18 protein-coding genes are annotated in these 19,071 nt (G+C 63.4%); 15 read left to right on the forward strand and 3 right to left on the reverse strand.

What is annotated here, in order from left to right; translation table 11 throughout:
• Positions 1-15: 15 nt before the first annotated feature.
• From ACZ5YA_RS03035 to flgA, 3 genes are all read right to left on the reverse strand, one after another.
• The gene (locus tag ACZ5YA_RS03035; RefSeq protein ID WP_165867943.1) at positions 16-495 is read right to left on the reverse strand and encodes a flagella synthesis protein FlgN; all 480 of its coding nucleotides are present in this window, start codon (positions 493-495) and stop codon (positions 16-18) included.
• Between the two features lie 31 nt (positions 496-526).
• Positions 527-820 (reverse strand): flagellar biosynthesis anti-sigma factor FlgM, encoded by a 294-nt coding sequence (flgM, locus tag ACZ5YA_RS03040; protein WP_464091994.1) that lies wholly within the window; start codon positions 818-820, stop codon positions 527-529.
• Positions 821-949: 129 nt separating this feature from the next.
• Positions 950-1,663, reverse strand: coding sequence for a flagellar basal body P-ring formation chaperone FlgA (gene flgA, locus ACZ5YA_RS03045; RefSeq protein ID WP_118934117.1), 714 nt, complete (start codon positions 1,661-1,663; stop codon positions 950-952).
• Positions 1,664-1,838: 175 nt separating this feature from the next.
• Here flgA and flgB point away from each other — a divergent pair, with 175 nt between their 5' ends.
• From flgB to ACZ5YA_RS03120, 15 genes are all read left to right on the forward strand, one after another.
• Complete coding sequence (gene flgB, locus ACZ5YA_RS03050) at positions 1,839-2,246, forward strand: flagellar basal body rod protein FlgB (RefSeq protein WP_118934099.1); 408 nt, start codon at positions 1,839-1,841, stop codon at positions 2,244-2,246.
• A 23-nt stretch (positions 2,247-2,269) separates the two neighbouring features.
• Complete coding sequence (flgC, locus tag ACZ5YA_RS03055) at positions 2,270-2,689, forward strand: flagellar basal body rod protein FlgC (RefSeq protein ID WP_054456669.1); 420 nt, start codon at positions 2,270-2,272, stop codon at positions 2,687-2,689.
• Between the two features lie 20 nt (positions 2,690-2,709).
• Complete coding sequence (locus ACZ5YA_RS03060; RefSeq protein ID WP_118934101.1) at positions 2,710-3,408, forward strand: flagellar hook capping FlgD N-terminal domain-containing protein; 699 nt, start codon at positions 2,710-2,712, stop codon at positions 3,406-3,408.
• Positions 3,409-3,479: 71 nt separating this feature from the next.
• Positions 3,480-4,973 (forward strand): flagellar hook-basal body complex protein, encoded by a 1,494-nt coding sequence (locus ACZ5YA_RS03065; RefSeq protein WP_464091995.1) that lies wholly within the window; start codon positions 3,480-3,482, stop codon positions 4,971-4,973.
• A 37-nt stretch (positions 4,974-5,010) separates the two neighbouring features.
• On the forward strand, positions 5,011-5,775 hold the full coding sequence (locus ACZ5YA_RS03070) for a flagellar basal body rod protein FlgF (RefSeq protein WP_059374449.1): 765 nt from the start codon (positions 5,011-5,013) through the stop codon (positions 5,773-5,775).
• Positions 5,776-5,840: 65 nt separating this feature from the next.
• A complete protein-coding gene (flgG, locus tag ACZ5YA_RS03075; protein WP_054456673.1) occupies positions 5,841-6,626 on the forward strand; it encodes a flagellar basal-body rod protein FlgG in 786 nt (261 codons plus the stop codon).
• Positions 6,626-7,315, forward strand: a complete 690-nt coding sequence (locus ACZ5YA_RS03080) for a flagellar basal body L-ring protein FlgH (protein WP_280016703.1) — start codon at positions 6,626-6,628, stop codon at positions 7,313-7,315. The genes flgG and ACZ5YA_RS03080 overlap by 1 nt, the downstream gene beginning before the upstream one ends.
• 2 nt (positions 7,316-7,317) lie before the next feature.
• A complete protein-coding gene (locus ACZ5YA_RS03085; RefSeq protein ID WP_059374452.1) occupies positions 7,318-8,454 on the forward strand; it encodes a flagellar basal body P-ring protein FlgI in 1,137 nt (378 codons plus the stop codon).
• 5 nt (positions 8,455-8,459) lie between these two features.
• Positions 8,460-9,437 (forward strand): flagellar assembly peptidoglycan hydrolase FlgJ, encoded by a 978-nt coding sequence (gene flgJ, locus ACZ5YA_RS03090; RefSeq protein WP_306632830.1) that lies wholly within the window; start codon positions 8,460-8,462, stop codon positions 9,435-9,437.
• A gap of 70 nt (positions 9,438-9,507) precedes the next feature.
• Positions 9,508-11,181 carry a flagellar hook-associated protein FlgK gene (gene flgK / locus ACZ5YA_RS03095; RefSeq protein WP_464091996.1) on the forward strand — a complete coding sequence of 558 codons (1,674 nt, stop codon included), beginning with the start codon at positions 9,508-9,510 and terminating at the stop codon, positions 11,179-11,181.
• Positions 11,182-11,228: 47 nt separating this feature from the next.
• A complete protein-coding gene (flgL, locus tag ACZ5YA_RS03100; protein WP_118934111.1) occupies positions 11,229-12,488 on the forward strand; it encodes a flagellar hook-associated protein FlgL in 1,260 nt (419 codons plus the stop codon).
• Between the two features lie 141 nt (positions 12,489-12,629).
• Positions 12,630-14,519 (forward strand): methyl-accepting chemotaxis protein, encoded by a 1,890-nt coding sequence (locus tag ACZ5YA_RS03105; RefSeq protein ID WP_464091997.1) that lies wholly within the window; start codon positions 12,630-12,632, stop codon positions 14,517-14,519.
• 98 nt (positions 14,520-14,617) lie between these two features.
• Positions 14,618-16,477 carry a methyl-accepting chemotaxis protein gene (locus tag ACZ5YA_RS03110; protein ID WP_306632827.1) on the forward strand — a complete coding sequence of 620 codons (1,860 nt, stop codon included), beginning with the start codon at positions 14,618-14,620 and terminating at the stop codon, positions 16,475-16,477.
• Between the two features lie 29 nt (positions 16,478-16,506).
• Complete coding sequence (locus tag ACZ5YA_RS03115) at positions 16,507-16,974, forward strand: hypothetical protein (RefSeq protein WP_464091998.1); 468 nt, start codon at positions 16,507-16,509, stop codon at positions 16,972-16,974.
• Between the two features lie 139 nt (positions 16,975-17,113).
• Positions 17,114-18,847, forward strand: a complete 1,734-nt coding sequence (locus ACZ5YA_RS03120; RefSeq protein WP_187774047.1) for a methyl-accepting chemotaxis protein — start codon at positions 17,114-17,116, stop codon at positions 18,845-18,847.
• The last annotated feature ends 224 nt before the right edge of the window (positions 18,848-19,071 follow it).

A 19,071-nucleotide genomic window follows, 5' to 3' on the forward strand; every position in this document is an offset into this window, starting at 1 on the left:
GGCCCGTACCGCAGTTCAGCCGGCAACGATAGGCTTGCGGCCAGGGGTGCCACGGGCGCCGCGGCCGCGTGCATCGTACGTGGACGGAGCTCCGCCAGCCGCACCCACATTGCGCAGGGCGTCCAGCGATTGCTGCGTATAGCGCAGGTGAACGTCGATGAGGGCGCCGTTGCGCAGGTTGATTTCGTTGGCGGCCGCCGATTTGCTTAGCAGGGATTGCCACACGCCCGACAGTTGCGGGTGCAGAACGGCTGCTTGTTCGGTGCCGGTGTGCCCAGCCGGCAACCCAATTTCTGCGAGCAGGGAATCACGGACCTGACTCAGATCCACGAGCTTGCGGGCGAGGCCGCCCTTGCGCTCCGTAATTTCCTGCAGCACACCGACGGTTCCCAGCCCCACCAGCACTTCAGTCTCTTCTTCCAGAACGGTCGAGAACTCGGTGATCAGAGTGTCTTCCTGCTGCATGCAGGATTGCAGGGCGTCTACGGTGCTCATGGTCATGCTGCTCGGATCGGAAGGTTGCGGGTTACTTCAACAGGTCTCGGGCGCTGGCGATCAGGCTGTCCGCGATGCGGCCCGTGTCGATCTTGAGCTGACCCGAAGCGATGGCGGCGCGGATGGCGGCCACGCGTTCGACGTTGATGTCATTGGATCCGTTCTGCAGCGCCAACAGCTTGCGCGATGCCGAACTCAGCGCCACCTGCGAGCTGCTGGAGCTGCTGGCGCTGCCGGCGCCATAGGCCTGGGCAACCGCCGAGTCAGCGCGGGGCGCGACGGCGTCAGCCGAAAGGGGGCGGTTGGTGGTGGAATTGATCTTCAAGATTATCTCCGCAGGGCGTCCTGGGTCGGTTGTGCGACGGATTCGCCTACTTATGCCTCTGTAACGGCAGGGCCGGACGGAACTTTAGGGGAGGGCGGTTTCCTGGTGCAATGCAATATGTAACAATAATTACAGTTGTATTTCGACCAGGCCGGCATTGCGCACCACGCCGCTGACCACTTGGCCGCCCGCGGTCCGCACCTGTACGGTGGCGCCCGGCGCAGCGTTGTCCAACGCCTGGCCTTCGCTGCTGACTACGAAACCTTTGCCGCGAGCGTTGATGCGGACATTGGCGCCCCGGATCACCGATTGTGCGTTGCGCAACCCGGAGCCCCGCACCGCTTGCCCGGCGTTGATCCGGTGAACGGCGGTCATGCCTACCACGGTCTGTGGATCCGTGATCGCGCCCGGGGGCAGGGTGACCAGATCGCCGTCCCTAGGGGCGAGGTCGTCCGGTGTCAGGGCCTGTCCGGCGGCAATCATGCGAGCGGCGACGTAATAGTGGCCCGGGACGCTGACTGTCGCCTGGACATAAGCCGTCCATGGTTTGGGCGCGTTGCAACGTATCCCGACCGTCATGCGCGAGCGCAGCTTCATGCCAGATGGCATGAACGGGGACATGGCGTCGCAAGGCGTCAGGCGTTCTGCGCGCGGAGGATCGATCGCTACCGAAGGCTGCCCGGGCAGGCCAGCCAGTTGGTCCAGTAGATAGGTCTGCGCCGCAAGGGCGATGGCCTCGGGAGCCTGAGTCGCCGCTTCCTGTCCCTGCGCGGCAGCCAGGGGCAGCAGCAGGGCGGCCAGGCAGATGGCGCGCGCGCGGAGTCGGGGTGCGGATATTTTCATGATGGAGGAATTGTAGAAGTCCGCGGCATTCGGCAATACGTGAATTGGATGAGAAATGGCGGGTTATTTGGCTGATTGTGTCGCCCCCCCGGCCCCTATGATGCCGTCATCCAATGGGATAACGGTCTGTCCGGTCCCTTGTTTTGTCCGAATTGCAACGCACCAAGGCGCCCCGATGCTAGACAGGCTCAATGAAGATTTCCGGTTTTACCAGCAGGCCCTGGGGCTGCGCGCGCAACGCCAGGAAGTGCTGTCGTCGAACATCGCCAACGCCGATACCCCCAACTACAAGGCGCGCGATTTCGACTTCAAGACGGCCATGGCCAACGCCATGGAAGGCACCAAACGCTTGCCCGATACCTCGCTCACGCTGACGTCCGCGCGCCATATTCCGGCCAAGGCCGTATCCCAGGGGCCGACCGACCTCCTGTACCGCTTGCCGTACCAGCCCAGCATGGATGGAAACACGGTGGACATGGACATCGAACGGGTGCAGTTCGCGGATAACACCCTGCATTACCAAAGCACGATGCAGATGCTGTCTGGCCGTATCCGGACCATGATGGCCGCAATTCAGGAATGATTCTTTAAAGGGAGCGGCAGGCAATGTCCTTGTTGAGCATTTTCGATATCGCTGGTTCGGCGCTCAGCGCGCAATCGCAGCGCATGAACGTGGCGGCCAGCAACATGGCCAACGCCGACAGCGTGGTCGGCCCCGACGGCAAACCCTACCGCGCCCGCCAGGTGGTATTCCAGGTGAATCCCCCGGCCGGTCAGGCGCTGGGCCAGGAGATCGGCGGAGTGCGCGTGGCTGGCGTGGTCGAAGACCAGTCGCCCTTGAAGCAGGTCTATGACCCGCAGCACCCCATGGCCGACGCCCAGGGCTACGTCAGCATGCCCAATGTCGACCCGGTGGCCGAAACCGTGAACATGATCGCGGCCTCGCGCTCTTACCAGGCAAACGTGGAAGTGCTCAACACCGCCAAGGCGTTGATGCAGAAGACCCTGACCATCGGCCAGTCCTAATTTCCGGAACCAGTTAATCCATGACCACTATCGACCAATCGACGAGCAAAACCGGCTTGGGCCTGGCTCAAACTGGCGCCAATAGCAGCAGCACGGCGCAAGGCCTGCAGGACCAGTTCCTGAAACTGCTGGTCACGCAGCTGCAGAACCAGGATCCCCTGAATCCGATGCAAAACGCCGAGCTGACCTCCCAGCTGGCCCAGATCTCCACGGTGGAAGGCATCACCAACCTGAAGAACACCATGCTCGCCATCAGCGGCCAGATCGACGTGTCTCAGTCGATGAACGCCGTGGCCATGATAGGCAAGGGCGTGCTGATCCCTGGTTCCAAGATCAAGTCCGGCGTGGATGCGGAACATCCCGAGGCCCGTGTCGTCACGCCTTATGGTCTGGACCTGCAGGGCGATGCCCAGAAGGTGCAGATCCGCATCTCCGACTCCAACGGCGCGGTCGTGCGCACGATCGAAACGAAGGACCAGAAGCCCGGCGTGTACACGTTGTCGTGGGATGGCAAGAACGATAACGGCGTGGTGCTGGAACCGGGCGCGTACACCGTGTCCGTCCTGGCCACGGATGCCGACGGCAAGAAAGTGAATGCGGAAGTCCTGAGCTACGGCCAGGTCAAGAGCGTCGCGTACTCCACTGAAGGCCTGAGGCTGGATCTGGGCCTGGAAGGCCAGACCAGCATGCTGGACGTGCGCAAGGTGATCGGCGCCTGAAGCTGGCGCAATGCATTGGTGCCGGCGCATGGGCGGCGGCTTCCCCTAGTTAAAGATTAGCGAGAACAAACATGGGTTTCGGACAAGGATTGAGCGGCTTGAACGCCGCGGCGCAGAACCTGGACGTCATCGGCAACAACATCGCCAACTCCGGCACGGTCGGCTTCAAGTCGTCGACTGCGTCGTTTGCTGACGTCTATGCCAGTTCGCGCGTTGGCCTGGGCGTGAAGGTTGCCGGCATCAGCCAGCGCTTCACGGTAGGGGCGGTGAACGGCGGTGGCGGCGAGTACGACATCGCGATCGATGGCGCCAAAGGCATGTTCCGCGTCACCGACCAAAGCGGCGCCGTGATGTACACCCGCAACGGCGAGTTCATGGTCGACAAGAACAACTTCATCGTGAACGCGCAGGGCTATCGCATGACGGGCTATCCGGCGGGCGCGATCGGGGCGAATCCGGTGGAATTGCAGCTTCCGACGGCCAACGTGGCGCCCAAGGCGACGTCGACGGGAACGACCGTGGCGAACCTGGATGCCAATGCGAAGGTCATCTACGAGGTGGATACGCAAACCAAGGCTCCAGTCCCTGGAACGGTCACGTTGGGCGCGGCCCCCGGCACCGTGTATTCCTTCACTCGCGACGCTACCGGCGTCGCCACGCTGGTGGATACGGTTCCCCCGGGTGGTGGGTTGCCCCCCGCCGGTACTTTTACGAATGGTGCGGATAGTGTGGCGGTGAGCGCCACGGGCGTTGTCACCGGCGATCTGTCGAAAATGGCATCGTTCACCGAGTACGTGGCGGCCGTGGTCGAAACCGGCAAGCCGTTCGACCCCAAGCTGTCCAGCACCTACACCAACGCGTCGCCGATGACCGTGTTCGACTCGTTGGGCAATTCCCACCAGGTCATGCAGTACTTCGTGAAGCGTCCGGCGGACGCGGCGGGCAACAGCATCTACGACGTCTATTACACAATGGACGGCCAGGCCATGGCGCCTACCACTGAAGCAGCCGGCGTCTGGGGCAATCCCCAGAAGTTCACGTTCAACAAAGCCGGCGTGATGACCAGCGCGCCGGTGGTGAACCTGTCGTTCGCCGCCCCGGGGGGCGGCGCCACGCCCGCCGATCCGATCAACATCGCGATGAACTACGCAGGCACCACCCAATACGGCAGCGCCTACAAGCTGGTGGCCAAACCTGACGGCTACACCTCGGGTGAATTCAGCGGCATCAACATCGGTGCCGACGGCAGCCTGGTAGCCAGCTACACCAACGGCGAGACCCAGGTCGTTGGCACTATCGTGCTGGCGGACTTTTCCAACCTGCAGGGCCTGCAGCCCGTGGGCAACAACGCCTGGACTGAGACGGCCGCTTCGGGTCAGCCCATCCTGGGCCAGCCCGGCACCAACGGCCTGTCCCGGGTCGTGGGCCAGGCTACCGAAGCGTCCAACGTCGACATGAGCAAGGAACTGGTCAACATGATCATTGCCCAGCGTACCTACCAGGCCAACTCGCAGACCATCAAGACCCAGGACGAAATCATGCAAGTCCTGATGAACCTGAAGTAAGCCCGGCAGGCACGAGAAGACACCGACGGAATAGGCAATGGACCGTATCATCTACACCGCCATGAATGGCGCGGCGCGCATCACCGAGCATCAGGCCGCGCTTTCCAACAATATGGCCAACGTGAACACGGCGGGCTTCCGCGAGCAGATCGCGCTGTACCGTTCCGTGCCCGTCACGGACGGGACGAGTCTGCCCACGCGTGTTTCGACGGTGGCGTCCACGCCGCGCAACAGCTTCCAGATGGGCAATATGCAGACCACGGGCCGGGATCTGGACGTGGCGTTGTCCAGCGAGCGCGGCTGGATCGCCGTGCAGACGCCGCAAGGCGAGGCCTACACCCGCGCCGGCAGCCTGCAGGTCGGCATCAATGGCCTGTTGCAGACCTCTCTCGGTCAACCCGTGCTGTCGGACCAGGGCGGTCCCATCGACGTACCCGACCAGGCTGCGCTGACGATCACCGCGGACGGCACCATTACCGCCATCGGCGCCGGTGACGCGCCGAACAACATTCTGAACCTGGGCCGGATCAAACTGGCCAACCCGCAGAACGAGCAGCTGGTGCACGGCGACGACGGCGTGTTCCGCATGGCGCCCGTCAATGGCCAGCCTGCGCCTCCGGTACCCGCCGACCCCAGCCTGCGGCTGTTGTCGGGCGTGCTGGAAGGCAGCAATACCAATCCGATGGCGGCGATGGTGGGCATGATCGCCAACGCCCGCCGCTTCGAGCAGCAGATGCAGGTGATCCAGCAGTCCGACCGCAACGCCGAGCGCGCCAACGGCATCCTGTCGGTAAGCGCCTGATACGGCAACTGAACTAGAAACAATTTTTGCGCGCGGCCGGGCCGCGACACCAGGAGTACTTCATCATGATGCGTTCGTTGTGGATCGCCAAGACGGGTCTGGAAGGTCAGCAGACCTCCATGGACGTGATTTCGAACAACTTGGCCAACGTTTCGACCAATGGCTTCAAGCGCGGCCGCGCCGTGTTCCAGGACCTGATGTACCAGACGCTGCGTCAGCCTGGCGCCCAGGTCGGCGACGCCACCCAGTTGCCGTCGGGCCTGCAACTGGGTACTGGTGCGCGCGTCGCCGCGACCGAGCGCATCCACACCGCGGGCAACCTGAACAACACCGGCAGCGAGATGGACATCGCCATCAACGGCCGTGGTTTCCTGCAGGTCGAACTACCTGACGGCACCCAAGCCTACACCCGTGACGGTGCACTGCAACGCGACCAGAACGGCCAGTTGACGACCGTCAGCGGCTACGTGATCCAGCCGCCGATGAACATCCCCGACAATGCGCTGTCGATCTCCATCGGCAACGACGGCATCGTTTCGGTTACGCAGCCCGGCGCCGCCGGCATCAACGTACAGATCGGCCAGCTGCAGATCGCCACGTTCATCAACCCCACCGGGTTGCAGAGCGTAGGTGAAAACCTGTATCTGGAAACCGACGCTTCGGGACCCGCCAACCTGTTGCAGCCAGGCGTGGATGGCGCCGGTTCGATCATGCAGAAGTACGTTGAAACCTCCAACGTCAACGTCGCCGAAGAACTGGTCAACATGATCACCACGCAGCGCGCGTACGAAATGAACAGCAAGGCCGTCAAGACCTCGGACGAAATGCTGGCTCGCCTGACTCAACTGTGATGCTTATGTCTGTTCTGCGCCTGGTATCGAGTGCGGCCCTGGCTATGCTGGTGGCCGGTTGCGCCATGATCCCGCCCGAGCCCATCGTGACCGGGCCGACGACGGCGGCGCCGCCGCCTCCGCCTACGGCCATGGCGCAGCCCACGGGCTCGATCTATCAGCCTACGACATACGGCAATTATCCCTTGTTTGAGGACCGCCGGCCGCGCAACGTGGGCGACATCGTCACCATCGTCCTGAACGAGAAGACCAACGCTTCCAAGAACGTCGCCACCAACACCAACCGTAGCGGCAGCGCCTCCCTGGGCATCGCGGCTGCGCCGTCCTTCATGGACAGTTGGGCCAACGCCAACCTGAACACCGACGCCAAGGGCGGCAATGTGTCGCAGGGCAAGGGTGACAGCACGGCGAACAATGCCTTTACCGGCACCATCACCACAACGGTGGTGGGGGTGATGTCCAATGGCAACCTGCAGGTCGCGGGCGAAAAGCAGATCGCCATCAACCGGGGCAGCGAATTCGTGCGCTTCTCCGGCGTGGTCGATCCGCGCTCCATCACCGGCACCAACACCGTGTCGTCCACGCAGGTGGCCGACGCCCGCATCGAGTACCGCAGCAAAGGCGTCATGGACGAAGTCCAGACCATGGGCTGGCTGCAACGCTTCTTCCTGATCGCTTCGCCGTTCTGAACATGAAACAACCGAATCCGATATCCGCCTTGGTGTCCTTGTTGGCGCGCGTCTGCATTTCGGTCGGGCTGGTGGCCGGCGCGGGCGCGGCACACGCCGAACGGCTCAAGGATCTGGCTTCAATCCAGGGCGTGCGGGGCAACCAGCTGATCGGCTATGGCCTGGTCGTGGGCCTGGACGGCAGCGGTGACCAGGTGCGGCAGACGCCGTTCACGCAGCAAAGTCTGACCAATATGCTGTCGCAGCTGGGCATCACCGTTCCGCCCGGCAGCAATATGCAGTTGAAGAACGTGGCCGCGGTCATGGTCACGACCACGCTGCCGGCTTTCGCCCGCCCGGGGCAGACGCTGGACGTGGTGGTGTCGTCCATGGGTAACGCCAAGAGCCTGCGCGGCGGCACGTTGCTGATGACTCCGCTCAAAGGCGCCGACAGCCAGGTCTACGCCATCGCCCAGGGCAATATCCTGGTGGGCGGCGCGGGCGCCTCCGCCGGCGGTTCCAGCGTGCAGATCAACCAGTTGAACGGCGGACGCATCAGCGCCGGCGCCATTGTCGAGCGCGGCGTGCCCACCACGTTCTCGCGCGACGGCTACGTTTACGTGGAACTGAACAACACCGATTTCGGCACGGCGCAGAATGTGTCCATGGCGTTGAACCGCAAGTTCGGCCAAGGCACCGCTACCGCCCTGGACGGGCGCGTGGTGCAGGTCCGTACGCCGATGGACCAGGCGTCGCAGGCGCGTTTCCTGTCGCAGCTCGAAGATTTGCAGGTGACGCGCGCGCCCACCGTGGCCAAGGTCATCATCAATGCGCGCACGGGTTCGGTCGTCATGAACCGTACCGTCATGATCGAAGAGGCCGCCGTGGCGCACGGCAATCTGTCGGTCATCATCAATCGCCAGAACCAGGTGTCTCAGCCTGACACGCCGTTCACCGAAGGGCAGACGGTAGTGGTGCCCAATACCCAGATCGAGGTGCGCCAGGAAAACGGCTCCCTGCAGCGCGTGAGCACCAGCGCCAATCTGGCGGACGTGGTCAAGGGCTTGAACGCCTTGGGCGCCACGCCGCAGGACCTGCTGGCGATTCTGCAGGCCATGAAGACGGCCGGCGCCTTGCGCGCCGAACTGGAAATCATCTGACGGCCATGGCTTACACCAATGATGCGGCGCGCGGCGCCAGCCGGCAGGATTCGGTCTTCGACATGGGCCGCCTGTCGGACTTGAAGCGCGACGTCAAGAAAGATCCTGAGGGGACGGAGCAGCAGAAGCAGGTCGCCAAGCAGTTCGAGGCCCTGTTCCTGCAGATGATGGTCAAGCGCATGCGCGAGGCGACGCCCAAGGAGGGGCTGTTCGACTCGCAGCAGACGCAGATGCTGCAGTCCATGGCGGACGAGCAACTGGCCTTGCATCTGGCGTCGCCCGGCATCGGATTGTCTGGTGCCATCTTGGCGCAGATGCAGCAGGGCAAGCCCGGCGAGCTGGGCGCGGATGCCGTCAAGCGCCTGGGAGAGGGTTCGGATCTCGATTTCCGCTCGGCCGGCTCGCGCGAAGTCTCGGCCCTGTTGAATGTGATGCGCAACAACAGCGCGCAGAACCGGGCGCTGGCCGCCGCGGAAGGCGCGCCCGACCACGTGGTCGCTTTCGTGTCCAAAATGTCGCGCGCCGCCAATCTCGCTTCCCAGCAAAGCGGCGTGCCGGCCCGCCTGATCATGGGCCAGGCGGCGCTGGAGTCGGGCTGGGGCAAGCGCGAGATCAAGCACCAGGACGGCAGCACCAGCTACAACCTGTTCGGCATCAAGGCGGGTTCCAGCTGGAAGGGTCAGGTCGTCAACGTGTTGACCACCGAATACGAAGATGGCGTGGCGAAAAAGGTGACGCAACCTTTCCGCGCCTACGCGTCCTACGAGGAATCGTTCGCGGATTACGCCCGGCTGATCGGCAACAGCCCGCGCTACGAGGGTGTCACGCAGGCGCGAAACGAGATCGAGGCGGCGCGCCGGATCCAGGATGCGGGCTATGCGACCGATCCGCAGTACGCGCAAAAATTGATCGGCGTGATGAGCCAGCTGCGAGGCGCGGCATCCAAGGTGGAAATTTCTCGCCAGATGCTGGAAGGACTCTAAATTCCGATCACCTCCTGCCGTTAATTGGATATCCAGGCATATCAGCGGTTAAATACGGGGCATTGTCAGCATGAACATGTATAAATTGGCACTGGGCGGGCTGAACGCCGCTCAGGCAGGCTTGGCCACCACCAGCCACAATATCAACAATGCCACCACGGCCGGGTACAACCGCCAGCGCGTCATGGTTTCGACCGCCGGCGCTCAGGCCACCAGCAACGGCTTCATCGGCCGTGGCGTGCAGGTCGACACGGTCGTGCGCAGCTACGACAGTTTCCTGTACAAGCAACTGGTCGGCGCGCAGGGTAGCGGCGCCCAGCTTCAGACCCAGTTCGACCAGGTCTCGCAGATCAATAATCTGTTTGCTGACCGCACGGTGGGCATCGCTCCCGGCCTGACCAATTTCTTTACCAGCATGAACACGGTCGCCAGCAAGCCGGCTGACCCGGCCGCACGCCAGGATCTGTTGGGAAAAGCCAATAGCCTGGCCACGCAGATCCGTTCGGCTTATTCGGAAATGCAGAACCAGCGCATGGGTTTGAATGCGCAGATCACGACCACGGTCGACCAGGTCAACAGCTATCTGTCGCGTATCGACGACTTGAATCAGCAGATTTCGCTGGCGACGGGCAAGGCTGGCGGCAGCCCCCCGAACGATCTCCTGGATCAGCGCGACCAGGCGGTGATGGAACTGAACCAGCTGGTGGGCGTCACCACCTACGAACAAGGCGACAAGATCAGCATTTCGCTGGCCAACGGTGGCCAGGCGCTGCTGTCGGGCAATACGATCTACCCCTTGCAGGCGGTGTCTTCGTCCCAGGATACTAGCCGTACTGTCATCGCCTACACCTTGCCTGCTGGCACCGGCAAGACGGTTGCGGTGGAATTGAATGATGCGGAAGTGACCGGCGGCAAGCTCGGCGGCCTGCTCCAGTTCCGGGCATCGTCCCTGGACGTCATGCAGAGCCAATTGGGCCAGATGGCGGTAGGCCTGGCTTTGTCCTTCAACGAACAGCATAAGCAAGGGCTCGACCAAAGCGGCAAGCCCGGCACGGACTTCTTCGGCATCAGCAACCCGCAGGGCGTGCCGAACGCGAACAACAAGGGCAACGCGCAGATTTCCGGTCAGTTCACCGATCTGAACAACATCAACGCCAAAGACTACGAAATCTCGTTCGATGGCAGTTCTTACCGGGTGTTGCGCATGCCGGAAGGCACGCAAGTCTACAACGGCCCGGCCACCGGCACGCCGCCCTCGGCGACGCTCGACCTGCGGTCCGAAATGGGCGTGACCTTGACGATCGACGCACCGCCTCAGGCGGGTGACAAGTGGTCCTTGTCCCCCACGCGCGACGCGGCCCGCGACCTGCAAGTGCTGATCACGGATCCCGACAAGATTGCCGCGGCTGACGCCGCCGGCGGCGACAGCAACGGCAAGAACGCCCTGAAGCTGGCTCAACTGCAAACTGCAAAGGTGTTGGGCCGCGGCACGATGAACATTACCGAGATGTTCTCCCAGGTGGTCAACACCGTTGGCGTGCAGACCGCGCAAATCAAGACTGCTGCCATCGCGCAGGGGAATCTGATCGCGCAGAAGACCGCAGCGCAGCAGGCCGTGTCGGGTGTCAACTTGAACGAAGAGTACGTCAGCCTGTCGCTGTACCAGGAACAGTATCAAGCCAGCGCCCGCATCATTGATGTGGCCAGCACCATGTTCGACACGTTGCTGGGTCTGCGCGGCTGATCGAATCATTGACTCGTGACCAATAAAGATAAATCCGGAGCTTCACCATGCGCCTGAGCACCTCGATGATGTACTCGAATGGCCTGAAGGGCGTTCTCTCTCAGGAATCCGACATGAACCGCCTGGTCGAACAGGTGGGCAGCGGCCGCAAGTTCCTGAGTCCGGCGGATGATCCGCTGTCGGCGTCGCTGGCGATCAACGTCGCCCAGACGCAGGCAATGAACTCCACCTACCAGCTGAACCGCAATACTGCCAAGACCAACCTGTCCCAGGAAAACAACATCCTGGATTCGGTTACGACCGCGCTGACTGATGTGCGCACCCGGGTGATCAATGCAGGCAACGGCACGTTCGCGGACAGCGACCGTCAATCCCTGTCGACGGCCCTGAAGAGTGCGCGCGACGCCTTGCTCGGCCTGGCGAACAGTACGGACGGCAACGGTCAGTACCTGTTCTCAGGCTACCAGGGCGGACAGATTCCTTACGCGCAAGACGCCACGGGCAAGATCGTGTATAGCGGAGCCACCGGCGAACGCACCGTGCAGATCGACCAGTCGCGCCAGGTTTCCTCCAGCGACATTGGCAGCGACGTGTTCAGCCGGGCCAACCCTGGTTCGCAAGCCTACGTCAGCACCGCTGCGGCGGCGAACACCGGCACCGCCCAGTTCAGCACCGTATCGGTGACGCCCGGCAGCGCCAACATCGGCAAGAATTTCAGCTTGCAGTTTGAAGCGGACCCGGCCACGGGCACCATGGGCTATCGGGTGACGACGACGGATCCGAACGCGAATCCGCCGGTTCCGCCTGTGATCACGCCGATGCCGCCTGCAGCTCCCACGGCTTATACCGAGGGCTCCGCGATCGATCTTGGCGGAATCTCGGTGGTAATCAAGGGGGCTCCCCAGAACGGTGACGTGATCAACGTGGAGAGCATCCAGTCGGCCGACGTGGACCTGTTCAATACGCTTGACAGCCTGATCAAGGTGCTCGATTCCCCCATCGCGGGCGACGAGGTTGCGCTTGCGAGGCTGAACAACGAATTGGCGACCGCCAATAAGAAACTGGCGAGCAATTTCGACAATGTGCAGACCGTGGCGGCGTCTGTCGGCGCCCGCGTGAATGAAATTGAAGCGCTGGACGCGACCGGCACGAACAAGGGCCTGTCCTATAGCAAATCGCTGTCCGATCTCGAAGACCTGGATTACTACGCGGGCGCTAGCCAGCTTGCGCTGCGCCAGGTGGCGTTGCAAGCGGCCTCGGCTGCGTTCATGACCATCCAGGGATCGAGCCTGTTCAGCCGCAAGTAGCAATGCGGTAGGTCCAAAAGCGCGCCCTCGGGTGCGTAGAGTTGCGCCTTTGCGGACGCTACTGGCCAGGGGCCGGGGCGTCCGTGTGTGCGTGCAGGGTAGGAAATTGTCGTCTCACATTGCTTAACGCTCGGATATTCCATGCTTGTCAACTTGAAAGTCCGCACCTGTCTCGTTCTGGTGTTGCTGCTCTTCACGGGCGCCATGTTCATATCCAATGGCGTGGCGTGGATGGGGCTGAACTCGAGCAATGAGAAGCTGGAGCGGGTCAACGACGCCTACTCCACGCAAGCCTCGCAACTGAACCGTGCCTACATCCTGTTCCTGCGCGGGCGCTTGTTGCTGGCGACTTCCCTGATGGATCTGCAACAAGGAAAGACCGAACAGGCGATCTCGCAGGCCAAGCGTGCGGAAGGCTTGATGCAGGAGGGCGCCCAGGCGCTGGATGCGTACCGCAAGGCACCGCGTCTGGAAGGCTCGGATGCACTGAATCAAAAGCTGGAAAGCGCCTACAAACAGTTCGACGGCGTGGTCAAGCGTCAGGCGGCCGCGTTGTCGACCATGGCCGTGCAGGATTACCTGGACCTGAACGATGCCGGCAGCGCAGCGAACACCGCGCTGAGGGAAGCGGTGGGCGGTGTGCTGGCGCATATCGACTCCACCACCGACGAGCTGGTGGTGCAGGCCGAGACGGCCCACGGCGTGTCGCGCACGGTCACGATCGTGATGCTGGCGATCGCTCTGGCCCTGGCAGTTGGGTGCTGGCTGTTCATCAGCCGGACCGTGCTGCGCCCGCTGCGTGAAGCAGGGGATCATTTTGAAAAGATTTCGGCCGGCGATTTCACCGGTCGCATCGATGTGCGCAGCACCAACGAGATCGGCCAGTTGTTTGGCGCGATCAAGCGTATGCAGGAAAGCCTGACCCGCACCGTGGCGCTGGTGCGCCGTGGCGTGGACGAGATCAACGTGGGCTCGCGCGAGATCTCGGCGGGCAACACGGACCTGTCCAGCCGCACTGAGCAGCAGGCGGCTTCGCTGGAGGAAACCGCGGCCTCGATGGAAGAGCTGGCGTCGACCGTGAAGCAGAACGCGGACAACGCGCGCCAGGCCAATCAGCTGGCGGCCAGCGCGTCCGACGTGGCGGAGCGCGGCGGTTCGGCTGTGTCGGAAGTGGTCAGCACGATGCAAGGCATCTCGGCCAGCTCGCGCAAGATCTCCGAGATCGTGTCGGTGATCGACGGCATTGCCTTCCAGACCAATATCCTGGCGCTGAACGCGGCTGTGGAAGCGGCTCGCGCGGGCGAGCAGGGAAAGGGCTTTGCCGTGGTGGCAGGCGAGGTGCGCTCGCTGGCGCAGCGCAGCGCCCAGGCGGCCAAGGAAATCAAGGGCCTGATCGAGGATTCGGTGAGCAAGGTCGGCGCGGGCTCGCAGCAGGTGGAGCGCGCGGGCGCAACGATGCAGGAGATCGTGGCGTCGGTGAAGCGCGTGACGGACATCATGGGCGAGATCTCGGCGGCGTCGGAAGAACAGTCCAGCGGCATCGACCAGGTGAACCGCGCGGTGTCGCAGATGGACGAGGTGACGCAGCAGAACGCGGCGCTGGTGGAAGAGGCTGCAGCGGCTGCAGGGTCTCTGCAAGAGCAGGCGCAGCGCCTGGCCGAAGCAGTATCCGTGTTCAAGATCAATGCGGGCGAAGTGATTGAAGTCCCCGCGCAGCAATTGGCGTCGCAACGCGCCGCGCCGCGCATGCCGGCTCCGTCCGCGCCGCAGGCAGCAGCGGCAAGCAAGGTGTCCACCGAACCTGCCAAGGCAGAAGCGCCTCAGCCGGCGGAACCTGCGCCGAAGGCGGCGCCTGCGCCCCGCCTGACGCAGGTCGCCCGACCCAAGCCAGCGCCGGAAGCAGCCACTACCGTTCGTCCGCTACGCCGGCCGGCCAGCCGCCCGACGAGTGCCAAGGATGCCACGCCTGCGGCGCCAGCCGCCAGCCGACGTCCAACGCCTGTGGCGGACGACGATTGGGAGTCTTTCTGACGGAGGGATCCGTCAGCGCAGCACACGCAGTAAAGCTACCCCCTATTTACGGCTTGGCGGCATGAATGCCGCCGGGACGACTACCGGAATATACGGAAATGTTTAGCAATCTGAAGGTGCGCACGGGCTTGATGCTCGCCCAGTTGGCCGTGGCGCTGGCCGCGCTGGTGTCCATTGTCCTGGGCTGGAACAGCATGCGTTCCAACTCCGAGGCGATCAATGCGCTGGACACCTTGAGCGTGCAGCAGGCGAATCTGATCAAGGACGCTTACACGCAGATGTTGCGCGCGACGATACGCGCCGACATCGCCGCCGCGCAGCGGGCCACAGGCGACGCCAACGGCGCCAGCGAGAACACGCGCACGGTGCAGCAGCTGGTCGCCGACGCCAAGAAGAAGATGGAAACCTTCAAGGCCATCCCGAAGACTACGGCGCTAGGCAAGAGCGCCGAAGGCGATCTTATTTCGTCCTTCAACGGGTTCGCCGACGCGCTGCAGGCCATGATGTCGGCCTTGGACAAGGGCGATTCGGCGGCTTACCTGGATCTGAAGAACACCAGGGCCGGCGCCGCGAGTGGGGCATTCTCGAAGCAACTGACCGAATTTGCCAAGGACATCACCTCCTATAGCGAAGAGATGGTGTCGTCTTCGCGTTCGCAGGCGGCGACGATGGCGATTGTGTACGTCGCGCTCGCCGTGCTGATCTTGGCCGTATGGATGGGAGCCTTCCTGTTCATGAACCGCGTGGTGCTGCGTCCCTTGCGCGCTGTCAGCGACAGTTTCGATAAGATCGCCGGCGGCGATCTCACCGTGCGCGTGGACGCGACCTCCACCAATGAGATCGGCATGCTGATGGCGGCGGTCAAGCGCATGCAGGAAAGCCTGACGCGCACCGTGGCGTCGGTGCGTCGCGGAGTGGATGAAATCAATGTGGGTTCGCGGGAGATTTCCGCGGGCAATACGGATCTCTCCAGCCGCACGGAGGAACAGGCGGCTTCTCTGGAGGAAACCGCCGCCTCGATGGAACAGTTGGCTTCGACCGTCAAGCAGAACGCGGACAACGCACGCCAGGCGAACCAGTTGGCCGCCAGTGCCTCGGACGTGGCCGAGCGTGGCGGTTCGGCGGTGTCGGAAGTGGTCAATACCATGCAGGAAATCTCTGCCAGCTCGCGCAAGATTTCTGAAATCGTGTCGGTGATCGATGGCATTGCGTTCCAAACCAACATCCTGGCGCTGAACGCCGCGGTGGAGGCTGCGCGTGCGGGCGAGCAGGGCAAGGGTTTTGCCGTGGTGGCGGGCGAGGTGCGCTCGCTGGCGCAGCGCAGCGCCCAGGCGGCCAAGGAAATCAAGGGCCTGATCGAGGATTCGGTGAGCAAGGTCGGCGCGGGCTCGCAGCAGGTGGAACGCGCGGGCGCAACGATGCAGGAGATCGTGGCGTCGGTGAAGCGCGTGACGGACATCATGGGCGAGATCTCGGCGGCGTCCGAAGAACAGTCCAGCGGCATCGACCAGGTGAACCGCGCGGTGTCGCAGATGGACGAGGTGACGCAGCAGAACGCGGCGCTGGTGGAAGAGGCGGCTGCCGCCGCAGGTTCGCTGCAGGAACAGGCCGAACGCCTGGCCGAAGCGGTGGCCGTGTTCAAGATCAATGCGGGCGAAGTGATCGAAGTCCCCGCGCATCAGTTGGCGGGGCGACGCCCGGCGGCGCGCGTGGCTGCCCCGGTTGCTCCCTCCGCCCCGGCGGCGCAGGCGGACGCGCCCGCGGCAGAGGCCAAGGCGGTACCGGCCGTGCGTTTGACGCATTCCGCGCGGGCCAAGCCGGCTGCGGCCGAAGGGGCGACTGCGGCACGGCCGCTGCGCCGTCCCACTGTGCGTCCGGCCGCTGCGCCAGCGGCGAAGCCCGCGACGACGCCAAGCCGCCGATCGGCGCCTGCGGATGACGATTGGGAATCTTTCTGACACCGGCCTTGCCGGTAAATGGGTAGGGTATGCGAGGCTATATACATCTTCTGGCAACGGCCGTGTTGGCGGTCTTTCTGGTTGGCTGCGCGGCGACCGGGCACAATTTCGACCCGGACAAGCTGTCGACCTTGACCCCTGGGCAAACGACGCTGGAAGAGGCCTCTCGTGCGCTGACCGCCCCGCCCGACAAACTCTATAAGCAGACCGACGGTACGCTGCTCGCGCTCTGGGCCTTCAAAATCACCTTCGTCGCGGACGGCTTGTACAGCCGCAAGGAAGCGCTGCTGCAGTTCGGCCCGGATGGCCGGCTGCTGCGCCTCGTCGACAGCACCAATATCTTGCTGGAACCCTGGGAACGCCAGAAGCTGCTGGGACCCGCGTCTGTGCCTGACCTGCGTCAGGATATGGCGCCGCCCGCTGCGGCTCCCGAGGTGCAGACCATCTACATACCGGGTCCGGGTGAACCGGCCGGCTTGCAGCCTCAGGGCAAATAACGCCCTGTAGTCCAGCGGGGAGCATCGCGGCGCGCGCCGCGATGTACGTCGCCCGGAGTTCGTGCCTCGTGTAACAAGGCATGTCCACCGGGTGGTTTTTCATTTGGTCAGAGTAGTTCCTGAGGGATGGGGAAATAATATGGAAGCGAGTCTCGAGTCCGGTACGAAATCCGGAAAAGTCGGCAAGAAGAAGGCCGCGCGCGCACCCAAGGTGAAGCGCAAGCTGCGGTTGCGCGATGCCCGCGTCGGCACCATGTTGCTGTGGGTCATGGCGTTTTTCGCCGTGTTGATCGCGGCGGTGGGCGGTCTGGCCGCGTATTTCCTGCAGAACAACTATGAGTCGATCCGCGAAGTCAATGCCTTGACCGAGCGTGCGAAGCAGGTCGAAGTGATCAACAGCGACATGTTGCGCGCGCGCGTTGCGCTGATGGTCGCCGCGCGCCACCTGCAGGAATCCGGTTGGGGCAGCGGCGAGAACTCGGCCCGCGATGCCGCGGCGGCCTTGAAGGGCGCAACGGACCTGCTGACCGGCGTGCGTAGCCGCTTCGCCGATTTCCAGAAGAACATGCTGCAGGACGATACGGGCCGTCAGTTGTCGATGAACCTGGTCCGTCGTTATCGTTCGTACATCGACGATGGCGTGGATACCATGGTCGAAGCCCTGCGCAGCGAAGACTATTCCACCTTCTACATGGTGAACAACGAGTACGGCACGCCGCGTAGCGCAGCCTTCATCGAGGCGCTCAGCGAGTTCGGCAAGTACATCGGCGACCAGCAGCAGGAGACGATCAACGAGGCGGAAGCCAACTTCAACCTCGCCATGGTGGCGGTGGGCGTCGCCGTCGGTCTGGCGGTGTTGCTGATGATTCTGGCGCGTCTGGTGTTTGGTCGCCTGGTGGTGCGCCCCTTGGTGGAAGCCGGCCAGCATTTCGACAAGATTGCTGCCGGAGACTTGACCAGCCGCGTGGAAGTGCGTTCGCACAACGAGATCGGCCAGTTGTTCGCCGCACTCAAGCGCATGCAGGAAAGCCTGACTCGTACGGTGTCCGCGGTACGCAGCGGCGTGGACGAAATCACGGTGGGCTCGCGCGAGATTTCCGCCGGCAACACGGACTTGTCCAGCCGCACGGAAGAGCAGGCGGCTTCGCTGGAGGAAACCGCGGCCTCGATGGAAGAGCTGGCGTCGACCGTGAAGCAGAACGCGGACAACGCGCGCCAGGCCAATCAGCTGGCGGCCAGCGCGTCCGACGTGGCGGAGCGCGGCGGTTCGGCTGTGTCGGAAGTGGTCAGCACGATGCAAGGCATCTCGGCCAGCTCGCGCAAGATCTCCGAGATCGTGTCGGTGATCGACGGCATTGCGTTCCAGACCAATATCCTGGCGCTGAACGCGGCTGTGGAAGCGGCGCGCGCGGGCGAGCAGGGCAAGGGTTTTGCCGTGGTGGCGGGCGAGGTGCGTTCGCTGGCGCAGCGCAGCGCCCAGGCGGCCAAGGAAATCAAGGGCCTGATCGAGGATTCGGTGAGCAAGGTCGGCGCGGGTTCGCAGCAGGTGGAGCGCGCGGGCGCAACGATGCAGGAGATCGTGGCGTCGGTGAAGCGCGTGACGGACATCATGGGCGAGATCTCGGCGGCGTCCGAAGAGCAGTCCAGCGGCATCGACCAGGTGAACCGCGCGGTGTCGCAGATGGACGAGGTGACGCAGCAGAACGCGGCGCTGGTGGAAGAGGCTGCAGCGGCAGCGGGGTCTCTGCAAGAGCAGGCGCAGCGCCTGGCCGAAGCGGTGGCCGTGTTCAAGATCAACACGGGTGAAGTGATCGAGGTCCCCGCGCACCAGTTGTCGGGCGGTTATGCCGCGCCGACGCTGACGCAGGCTTGATGCCCGTCTTCTAACGTCTGCAACAGGACCGCGGCCGCGCTGATGCGCGGCCGCGGTCCATGTGCTTTACGCCTTGGTGTGCGCAAAATTCATGCGCACGTTAAGTTTTCGAAAATTTGGTCGTTAACAACAATAACGCCTGAAAAGGGCGGTGAACAGTGTTCGAAAACGCGGGGGCCATGCCGTCCCGGAGCCTGACGAACCTGGCGGGGGAACACGTCTAT

It is taken from the genome of Achromobacter sp. JCM 18799 (assembly GCF_055395645.1).

Coding starts and splice junctions, on each gene's coding strand:
- ACZ5YA_RS03115 (WP_464091998.1), top strand. CDS start 16,507: ATGCGAGGCTATATACATCTTCTGGCAACGGCCGTGTTGGCGGTCTTT.
- flgC (WP_054456669.1), top strand. CDS start 2,270: ATGTCCTTGTTGAGCATTTTCGATATCGCTGGTTCGGCGCTCAGCGCG.
- ACZ5YA_RS03065 (WP_464091995.1), top strand. CDS start 3,480: ATGGGTTTCGGACAAGGATTGAGCGGCTTGAACGCCGCGGCGCAGAAC.
- flgL (WP_118934111.1), top strand. CDS start 11,229: ATGCGCCTGAGCACCTCGATGATGTACTCGAATGGCCTGAAGGGCGTT.
- ACZ5YA_RS03085 (WP_059374452.1), top strand. CDS start 7,318: ATGAAACAACCGAATCCGATATCCGCCTTGGTGTCCTTGTTGGCGCGC.
- flgA (WP_118934117.1), bottom strand. CDS start 1,663: ATGAAAATATCCGCACCCCGACTCCGCGCGCGCGCCATCTGCCTGGCC.
- ACZ5YA_RS03070 (WP_059374449.1), top strand. CDS start 5,011: ATGGACCGTATCATCTACACCGCCATGAATGGCGCGGCGCGCATCACC.
- ACZ5YA_RS03110 (WP_306632827.1), top strand. CDS start 14,618: ATGTTTAGCAATCTGAAGGTGCGCACGGGCTTGATGCTCGCCCAGTTG.
- ACZ5YA_RS03105 (WP_464091997.1), top strand. CDS start 12,630: ATGCTTGTCAACTTGAAAGTCCGCACCTGTCTCGTTCTGGTGTTGCTG.
- flgK (WP_464091996.1), top strand. CDS start 9,508: ATGAACATGTATAAATTGGCACTGGGCGGGCTGAACGCCGCTCAGGCA.
- flgJ (WP_306632830.1), top strand. CDS start 8,460: ATGGCTTACACCAATGATGCGGCGCGCGGCGCCAGCCGGCAGGATTCG.
- ACZ5YA_RS03035 (WP_165867943.1), bottom strand. CDS start 495: ATGAGCACCGTAGACGCCCTGCAATCCTGCATGCAGCAGGAAGACACT.
- flgG (WP_054456673.1), top strand. CDS start 5,841: ATGATGCGTTCGTTGTGGATCGCCAAGACGGGTCTGGAAGGTCAGCAG.
- ACZ5YA_RS03060 (WP_118934101.1), top strand. CDS start 2,710: ATGACCACTATCGACCAATCGACGAGCAAAACCGGCTTGGGCCTGGCT.
- ACZ5YA_RS03120 (WP_187774047.1), top strand. CDS start 17,114: ATGGAAGCGAGTCTCGAGTCCGGTACGAAATCCGGAAAAGTCGGCAAG.
- flgB (WP_118934099.1), top strand. CDS start 1,839: ATGCTAGACAGGCTCAATGAAGATTTCCGGTTTTACCAGCAGGCCCTG.
- ACZ5YA_RS03080 (WP_280016703.1), top strand. CDS start 6,626: ATGCTTATGTCTGTTCTGCGCCTGGTATCGAGTGCGGCCCTGGCTATG.